Genomic DNA, 7,810 nt, shown 5'->3' with positions numbered 1-7,810 from the left:
CGTGCGTCAGGTAGCGAGCGCGCGAGACGATCGAGCTTGGTCACTACCAGCACGTCCCCGGTGCGGCAGGCAGCCATCGCCTCACGCAGTCCGGGTCGCGCCCGATTCGTTCCGGTCAAGCCGTGGTCGACGTACACCCGATCGGGCGCCACGCCCAACCGAGCCAGCGCCTCACGCTGAGCGGTGAGGTCCTGCCCGGTCGTGGAGACCCGCGCATACCCGATCTTCATCCCCGACATGCCACCAGTGTGCCGCAAGACACCCCTGTGCGGGACTTCTCATCGGACGGGTCTTACGGGACGAGCTGCGGGCCAGGTTCACGTCGAGGATGTGGCTTCGTTCGCTTGGTGGCGGGGCTTTTGCAGCGCTCCGTGGCGGTCTTGTTGCCGCGATCACGCAGGACTGGCTGCAGGTAGGTGTCGCGGTCTGAACCGAGAGGGGTGCGCCCGGTCGGGGCCGTTTGGATCGCTGCCGCTACGTCAGAGTCCGAAGGCTCCGCCGCTGACGAGGATCACGATGCCGAGGCCGATGAGAACGATGGGGAAGAGGATGTGCTCCCAGCGTTCGAGCACTTCGGCGATCGGGGGGCGGGTGGCGACGAACTTTGCCAGGGCCACCAGGACCGCGACGAGCGCGAGGAAGACGATGCAGTAGGCGACTACTGCGAGAGGTTCCACGCTGAGGAAGACAGGGGTGTAGACGCCGATGTTGTCGCCGCCGTTGGCAAGGGTGACGCCTGCGACGGTCCACACGCCGACCTTCTTGCCGGCAACCTTGGCCTCGTCGTCATCGTCGTCATCGTCTCCGCGCCAGGCCTGCCATGCGGCCCAGAGGCCGAGGCCCAGAGGGATGAGACCGAAGTACGGGATGGCTGCCGAGGGCAGGAATGCTCCGGCACCGATGGTCACCAGGACCGCGGCACCGAGGATGCCGGCGAATCCGAGGTACTGGCCGGCCAGAATGCGGGCGGTAGTGCCGCGCTGGCCTGCCCCTCGCGCGAAGAAGAGGGAGAGCACGATGATGTCGTCGATGTTGGTCGCTGCGAACAGGCCCATCGCCTGCAAGACCGAGGTGAGGATCATGCGCCCTCCCCAGCTGCGTCGCATCCGGGAAGCGAGCAGGCGGGATCGATGCACGGGGCGTCTTCGTCCACTGCCAGGGTGGCATCGACCAGTGCCGTCAGCGCCTGCGCCAGGTGCGAATCGGCGATCTCATATCGTGTCCGACGACCCTCGGGCTCGGAGACGACGATCCCGCAATCGCGCAGGCATGCCAGGTGGTTGGACACGTTCGGGCGTGTCAGGTCCAGATCTCGGGCCAGTTCCGCCGGGTAAGCGGGATGGTCGAGCAGGGTCAAGATGATCCGGGATCGAGTGGGGTCGGCCAGTGCGCGACCCAGGCGGTTCATCACGTCGAGACGCGAAGCAATAGTCAGCATGGACTGAACTATACAGCGCGCACTGAACACTCGGTCACAGGCGTCAGCCCAGATCGCATGCCCGTAAGGGGAACGCTCACCGGACACTACCGCTGCTGATCGGGAGGAACGTGTGGCTTTCAGCGCTGGGTGGCGGGAATCTGTCGCCGCAATGTGGCGGTTGAGCTGGGCCCATGACATCGACGGGGGGCTACGGCCCAGAGGCAGCCATCGGCGGCGCCGTGATCATGTGTGCACCTTGCGGCTGACTGCGCTGCGGCGTTCGCGCGCAGGTACGGCGGATGCTTCAGGCGGTGGGGATGAGGTGACAGACCTGGGCGGGGGTGCACTGGTCAGGGTGCAGAGTCTTTGCCCGCGCGCTGAGCTGGCGCACCTGGGTTAACAGAGTCGTGAGCTCGGCGATCCGCCGCTCAAGATCGTGGGCGTGCTGTTCGAGCACTGCCGCGACGTGTGCGCACGGTGCGCCGGCGCTTTCGCGGGCAGAGACGACGTCGACGATCTCCGCCAGGGTCAGCCCGGCCGCCTGCGCGGCCTTCACGAACGCCAGCCGGTCGACCGCCCGGTGGTCGTACTCCCGGTAGCCCGACGCTTGGCGAGCCGGCGCTGGCAGCACGCCGGCGCTCTCGTAGTAGCGGATCGTCTTGGTCGTCACGCCGGCCGTGGCGGCCAGCTCTCCGATGCGCATGGTCAACCGTAGACCTTGACCTTCCCCCGCACTGGAACGTCTACCGTCCGATGACCTGTCCGCGCGCGCGAGGAGAATGCCATGGACGAGTACGACCTGATCGTCATCGGGACCGGCGGCGCTGCGATGGCCGCGGGCATCGAGGCACGGTCCCGCGGCAACAGCGTCTTGCTCGTCGAGCACGGGCCGCTAGGCGGGACCTGCCTGAACATCGGTTGCGTGCCCAGCAAGAACCTCCTCGCCGCCGCCGGGCAGCGCCACCGTGCGGCCACGCACCCCTTTGAAGGCATCTCCACCAGCGCGGGCCCGGTCGCCTTGGGCGCCCTGATGGAGCAGAAGCAGGCCTTGATCGACCGCCTGCGCCAAGCGAAGTACGCCGACGTCGCCGACGCCCACGGCTTCCCGATCCTGCAGGGCCACGCACGCTTCATCGACCAAGAGACACTGCAGGTCGACGGCCAGGCCCTGCGAGCACGGCACGGGTACGTCGTGGCCACCGGCGTGGCACCACACATCCCGGACCTCCCGGGGTTGGGTGACGTGGCGTACCTGACCTCCACCACCGCGATGGAGCAGCAGGACCTACCCGCATCCATGGTGGTGCTCGGCGCCGGGTATGTCGGGCTCGAGCAGGCCCAGCTGTGGGCGCACCTCGGTGTCGCCGTCACCATCGTCGGACGCTTCGCGCCCCACGCGGAGCCGGAGGTTGCAGACGTGTTGCTCGGCGTGTTTCAGGACGAGGGCATCACCGTGGTGCAGGAGCGCGCGACGGAGGTGCGGGCGACTCACGACGGCGTTGAGGTCCGGACCGGGAGCGAGAGGCGGCTGACGGGCCAGCGGTTGCTCGTGGCGACCGGGCGCTTCGCCGACACGTCCGACCTGGCTCTCAATGCAGCAGGTGTTGCTACTGACAGGCGCGGCTTCGTCGTCGTCGACGAGAACCAGCGGACCACCAACCCACGGGTCTTCGCGGCCGGGGACGTGTCCGGCGTCCCGCAGTACGTCTACGTCGCAGCCCAGACAGGACACGTCGCCGCAGCCGGCGCGCTCGGCCAGCCCTCAGCAGTGGACTATCGAGGGCTGCCCGGCGTCACCTTCACCACGCCCCAGATCGCCAGCGCGGGACTGACGGAGGACCAAGCTCTCGCCGCTGGGCACGCCTGCGAATGCCGCGTCCTAGGAGCGCAAGACATCCCGCGCGCCCTGGTCAACCAGGACACCCGCGGTGTCCTCAAGCTCGTCATCGACGCCGAGAGCCGCAAGATCCTCGGGGTGCACGCTGCCCTGGACGGCGCAGGCGAACTGATGCTCGCAGCGACCTACGCGATCAAGTTCGGCCTCACCGTGGACGACCTCGCCGACACTTGGGCCCCCTACCTAACGATGAGCGAAGCCCTGCGCATCGCCGCCGGCTTGTTCCGCTCAGCGCTGCCCACGAGCTGCTGCGCATAGGCACCCGAGCCGGCGCGTCACGGCTCGTGCGAGCCCGCGCCGACAGTGTCGCCCTTCAGCCTCAGGGCCACCCATAGGCCGCAAGGCCGACAGATGTACGACGCCCCGCCGTCCAACGCATGAAGAGCGCGGCGCGGCTTGCTGCGCCCGCAGCACGAGCACTCCCTCGAGTCCTGGCTCATCACGCGATGCTCCCACTCCCGCACCAGAAGACACAGGGCCAGGCTGGGTCAACGCGTCAGACAGAGTTGAGCCTGTCCCACTTCCTTGGAAGTGGGACGAGCGGTCCAAGACTTGTTCGAGCCGAGGCGGCACGGCTGACGCGCCGTGCCAGAAGTAGGTCCCGAAATCGCGTCCCGTTGGTTCCGTACAGAGACGACCTTCGGTACGTTGGGCCGGTGGAGTTGGGCTACGCACGCGTCTCGACGGCGAAGCAGGACCTTGACCGGCAGGTCGAGGCGCTCGTGGCGGCCGGCGTCGCACGGGACAAGATCTTTTTGGACAAGAAGTCCGGCGCGACCACCGACCGGCCGGGCCTCCGGGCGGTGTTGGCGTACGCCCGTGAGGGCGACGTCATCGTCGTGCACACCCTGGACCGCCTGGGGCGCACGGTGCGCGACACCCTCAACCTGATCCACGACCTCACCGACCGCGGCGTCGGGGTCCGCAACCTCGCGGACCCGATCAAGGTCGACTCCGCGAACCCCAGCGACCCGATGGGACAGCTCGCGGTCGTCCTGCTGGCCCTGTTCGCGCAGATGGAACGGACCTACACCGTCGAGCGCGCCGCCCACGCTCGAGCTGTTGCCACAGCCAAGGGCCGGCGGATTGGCCGACCCGTCCTGGTCGACGCTGACAAGCTCGCCTACGCCGCCCACCTGCGTGAGGCCGGCCACTCCATCGCGGAGATCGTCGCCAAGACGGGGATCGCCCGCACCAGCCTGTACCGCCACCTGCCGCCTCGGGCCGTCGAGCACCTCACCGCTGCGCCGGCGACCGAGCAGGCGGCAGCGGAGTCCGCGAGGTAGCAAGGAGACAGCGATGGTCTCGGCTCGGTTGACGGCCCAGCAGAAGGCCTTGCTGCTGTGCCAGCACCTCCAGGACGGAGTGCCGCTGACCCGCCTGGCTGAGCACGCTGGCATCCCGGAGCGCACGCTGCGCCGGTGGGCAACGACCTACCGGGCCGACGGGACCGTCGATTCACTGGAACGTCGACGGCGCAGCGACGCCGGCCAGCGCCGGCTGCCCGACGACCTCATCGCGGCCGTCGAGGCGTTGGCTCTACGCCGGCCCGCCCCGACGACCGCGTTCGTGCACCGCCGGATCGCTGACATGGCGCGCGACCGCGGGCTGGCTCCGCCGAGCTACTCCACGGTGCGCGACATCGTCACCAGCATCGACCCAGGTCTGCGCACCCTTGCGACGGGTGGCGACACCGCCTATCGGGATCGGTTCGAGCTGGTCTACCGGCGCTCGGCGGCCCGCCCGAACGAACAGTGGCAGGCCGACCACACGCTGCTCGACGTGCAGATCCTCGATGCCCACCGACGCCCGGCACGACCGTGGCTGACGGTAGTGCTGGACGACTACTCGCGTGCCGTCGCCGGCTACACGCTCTTCCTCGGCGCGCCGAGCGCCGAGCGGACGGCCCTCGCGCTGCACCAGGCCGTCATCGCGAAGGGCAACCCTGCCTGGCCGGTCCAAGGCCTACCCGACGTGCTCTACAGCGACCACGGCAGCGACTTCACCAGCAGCCGGCTCGAGCGGGTCTGCCTCGACACCCACGTCAGCCTGATCCACTCCCGGATCGGGGTCCCGCAAGGCCGCGGCAAGATCGAGCGCCTCTTCAGGACCATCACCACCGAGCTGCTGCCGCACCTGCCGGGGTACATCCCGCACGGCACCGGCGGGCAACCCACCACACCGCCGCAGCTCACCCTCGCCGAGCTCGACAGCGCAGTCGAGCGCTTCGTCGTCGAGGAGTATCACAGCCGGCCGCACTCCGAGACCCGGCAGCCGCCCGTGGTCCGCTGGCTCGCCGACGGTTGGATCCCTCGCAGCCCAGCCCACCCGGAGGACCTCGACACGCTCCTGCTCACGGCGGCTACCAGCCGCATCGTCCAACGTGACGGGATCCGCTTCTCCGGCACCCGGTACATCAGCCCGGTGCTCGCCGCCTACGTCGGAGAGAGCGTCACCATCCGCTACGACCCCCGCGACGCAGCCGAGATCCGCGTCTACTACTGCGATAAGTACCTGTGCCGGGCGATCGCACCTGAGCTCGCCCGCGAAGCAGTCACGCTGGAGCAGCTGCAGGACGCTCGCGTCGCCAGACGGCGGGCGCTGAAGAAGGAGCTGCGCGAGCGTCGGAGTCTGGCCGACGCCTTGCCCGCGGATCACCACTACGCCGTGGTGCAGCCCGCGGGCTTGCCGGGCGTGGACGGGCAGCGTCCGCCGGCCGAGCCGCCCGTCCCTCGTCACAGGCTGCGGACCTATGCCAACGACTGAACCTGCCCCCGACCGGAGCATCCTCGGCAAGAACGACGACGGCCGGCGCTTCCTGACCAGAGGACTGGGTGAGCTTGTCCCGCCGGCGCCGCGTGAGGAGCAGGTCTCCTTCTTGGTCACGAAGGAGCACCGGCGGTTCGCAGAGTTCGCCGACACCGTGCGACGCCACCGCCATGTCGGGCTGTGCTGGGGGCCGCCCGGGGTTGGCAAGACCCTGTCTGCTCGCCACTACGCCGGCACGGATCACTGGGCGCGTTGGCAGCACACCCTCACCAGCGGCACCGATCCCGGTGCCGTGCCCGAACGCGTCCTGCAGGCGCGGACCGCGTTCTGGACGCCCACGGTCAACGCGAGCACCCGCGAAGTCGACCGGGCCTTGCCCCGCGCGTGCCAGGAGATCTCCTACGCCGTCGACTACCACCAGTACGGCAAGGTCGACCCCTTCGTGCACCCGGCCTCAGCGGGCTCTGCGCTCACCGAGCTGCTCATCATCGACGAAGCCGACCGGCTTAGAACCGTCGGGCTGGAGCAAGTCCGCGACTACTACGACCGACACCGCCTCGGCGTCATCCTGATCGGCATGCCCGGGATCGAGAAGCGCCTGGCCCGTTACCCCCAGCTCTACAGCAGGATCGGCTTCGCCCACGAGTACCGATCACTGGGGCCCGACGAGCTCACCGCCGTCCTCACCCGCCGCTGGCAATCAGATAAGCACCCGGACGAAGACGACTTGGCTCAGGCCGCCGCCATCACCACGGTCGCCCGCGTCACCGGCGGCAACTTCCGCCTCGTCGACCGACTCCTCACTCAGATTGAACGCATCCGCCAGATCAACCACCTCCCGACGGTGACACCGGAGGTCGTCGAAGCGGCCCGCGAGGCCCTCCTCATCGGGCACTGAGCGAAGGTGCCCGGACACAGAGCACAGGTGATCTACGGCCACATATCCCTGTGGGCCACACGTCGAGGAGCCATAGGTGTTGAGGCGTCCCGTTTGACGATCGTTTCTGGGAGGGACGCCAGAAATCCCTCGGTCGGCCTCGATCGACGTAGTCAGGCGTTCACTCGTCGGGGATTCTGGAGCCCTGTCCCCCCGAAGTGCGAGGATGGCTCAGATGAAGATTCCCCGGAGATCGAGACGACGCTTGGGTCTTCCAGGCCTAGTCGTTGTTGGCCTAGGTGCCCTCTGTGCGTTCGGCGGTTCGGTCCCGTCCTTCTACGGCGCAGTGCGCGTGTGCGATGACCCTGAGTTCTCACTGGCCATGGTCGGCGCGAGGCTGACGTCAGCCGAGGTTGCATCGGTGCTACCGGCGCGAGTCGCATGCGTCTGGGAATTCGAGGGGTCGAGCCTTCGCCAGGAGGTTGCCGTGAACCAGTGGGGCCAGCTCGTTGGAGCAGGTCTTACTGGTGCTGGTGTGGCGTGGGTGGGCCTCGCGGCCTACTCGCGGCGCGAGGCCCACCGCTCACGCTAGGGGCAACTCATCGGCTGTGCTGTCTCGTTCCAGTAGGTGTAGAAGCAGCCGGGGAAGCTGTACCCGTTCGATCGTCCGGAGATGATGTGGGCGCCGCCGAGGGGGAAGACACGGTTGGTGTTGAGCCCCATGCAGTCGCTGGCGGGTCCACGACCAAGATCGTTGCAGTCGTTGGAGTTGGCCTGCATGTTGACCGACATCGGGCTGCTCGACTTCGTTCCACGCGCGGTGTGAATGACGGTCTGGAGGACGACG

General features: G+C 68.3%; 9 protein-coding genes. 4 read left to right on the top strand and 5 right to left on the bottom strand.

The window, feature by feature from the left end:
• The 4 genes from FH969_RS14120 to FH969_RS14105 form a co-directional block, all read right to left on the bottom strand.
• On the bottom strand, window positions 1-239 hold a 239-nt coding region (locus FH969_RS14120), incomplete at its 3' end, for a recombinase family protein (protein WP_139987805.1).
• A gap of 240 nt (window positions 240-479) precedes the next feature.
• Window positions 480-1,082, bottom strand: coding sequence for a cadmium resistance transporter (locus FH969_RS14115; protein ID WP_016997609.1), 603 nt, complete (start codon window positions 1,080-1,082; stop codon window positions 480-482).
• Window positions 1,079-1,438, bottom strand: a complete 360-nt coding sequence (cmtR, locus tag FH969_RS14110; protein WP_006590980.1) for a Cd(II)/Pb(II)-sensing metalloregulatory transcriptional regulator CmtR — start codon at window positions 1,436-1,438, stop codon at window positions 1,079-1,081. The genes FH969_RS14115 and cmtR overlap by 4 nt, the downstream gene beginning before the upstream one ends.
• A gap of 286 nt (window positions 1,439-1,724) precedes the next feature.
• Window positions 1,725-2,123: a heavy metal-responsive transcriptional regulator gene (locus tag FH969_RS14105; protein ID WP_013884816.1), complete on the bottom strand. Its 399-nt coding sequence runs from the start codon at window positions 2,121-2,123 to the stop codon at window positions 1,725-1,727.
• Between the two features lie 81 nt (window positions 2,124-2,204).
• Here FH969_RS14105 and merA point away from each other — a divergent pair, with 81 nt between their 5' ends.
• The 4 genes from merA (at window position 2,205) to FH969_RS14085 (ending at window position 6,984) form a co-directional block, all read left to right on the top strand.
• Window positions 2,205-3,575, top strand: a complete 1,371-nt coding sequence (gene merA / locus FH969_RS14100) for a mercury(II) reductase (protein WP_034228832.1) — start codon at window positions 2,205-2,207, stop codon at window positions 3,573-3,575.
• A gap of 398 nt (window positions 3,576-3,973) precedes the next feature.
• The gene (locus tag FH969_RS14095; RefSeq protein ID WP_108718613.1) at window positions 3,974-4,603 is read left to right on the top strand and encodes a recombinase family protein; all 630 of its coding nucleotides are present in this window, start codon (window positions 3,974-3,976) and stop codon (window positions 4,601-4,603) included.
• A 13-nt stretch (window positions 4,604-4,616) separates the two neighbouring features.
• Window positions 4,617-6,083: a Mu transposase C-terminal domain-containing protein gene (locus tag FH969_RS14090; protein ID WP_139987803.1), complete on the top strand. Its 1,467-nt coding sequence runs from the start codon at window positions 4,617-4,619 to the stop codon at window positions 6,081-6,083.
• A complete protein-coding gene (locus FH969_RS14085) occupies window positions 6,070-6,984 on the top strand; it encodes an AAA family ATPase (protein WP_171201712.1) in 915 nt (304 codons plus the stop codon). Before FH969_RS14090 ends, FH969_RS14085 begins: the two co-directional genes overlap by 14 nt.
• A gap of 567 nt (window positions 6,985-7,551) precedes the next feature.
• Here FH969_RS14085 and FH969_RS14080 read toward each other — a convergent pair.
• Window positions 7,552-7,810: hypothetical protein (locus FH969_RS14080; RefSeq protein ID WP_218975328.1), on the bottom strand; the 259-nt coding region annotated here is incomplete at its 5' end.

It is taken from the genome of Miniimonas arenae (genome assembly GCF_006351005.1).
In the GTDB taxonomy this organism is placed as follows: domain Bacteria; phylum Actinomycetota; class Actinomycetes; order Actinomycetales; family Beutenbergiaceae; genus Miniimonas; species Miniimonas arenae.
Note: the sequence above shows the minus strand (reverse complement) of the source record. Positions and strands in the feature narration are given on the sequence as shown.

Coding starts and splice junctions, on each gene's coding strand:
- FH969_RS14115 (WP_016997609.1), bottom strand. CDS start 1,082: ATGATCCTCACCTCGGTCTTGCAGGCGATGGGCCTGTTCGCAGCGACC.
- FH969_RS14090 (WP_139987803.1), top strand. CDS start 4,617: ATGGTCTCGGCTCGGTTGACGGCCCAGCAGAAGGCCTTGCTGCTGTGC.
- FH969_RS14085 (WP_171201712.1), top strand. CDS start 6,070: ATGCCAACGACTGAACCTGCCCCCGACCGGAGCATCCTCGGCAAGAAC.
- cmtR (WP_006590980.1), bottom strand. CDS start 1,438: ATGCTGACTATTGCTTCGCGTCTCGACGTGATGAACCGCCTGGGTCGC.
- FH969_RS14105 (WP_013884816.1), bottom strand. CDS start 2,123: ATGCGCATCGGAGAGCTGGCCGCCACGGCCGGCGTGACGACCAAGACG.
- merA (WP_034228832.1), top strand. CDS start 2,205: ATGGACGAGTACGACCTGATCGTCATCGGGACCGGCGGCGCTGCGATG.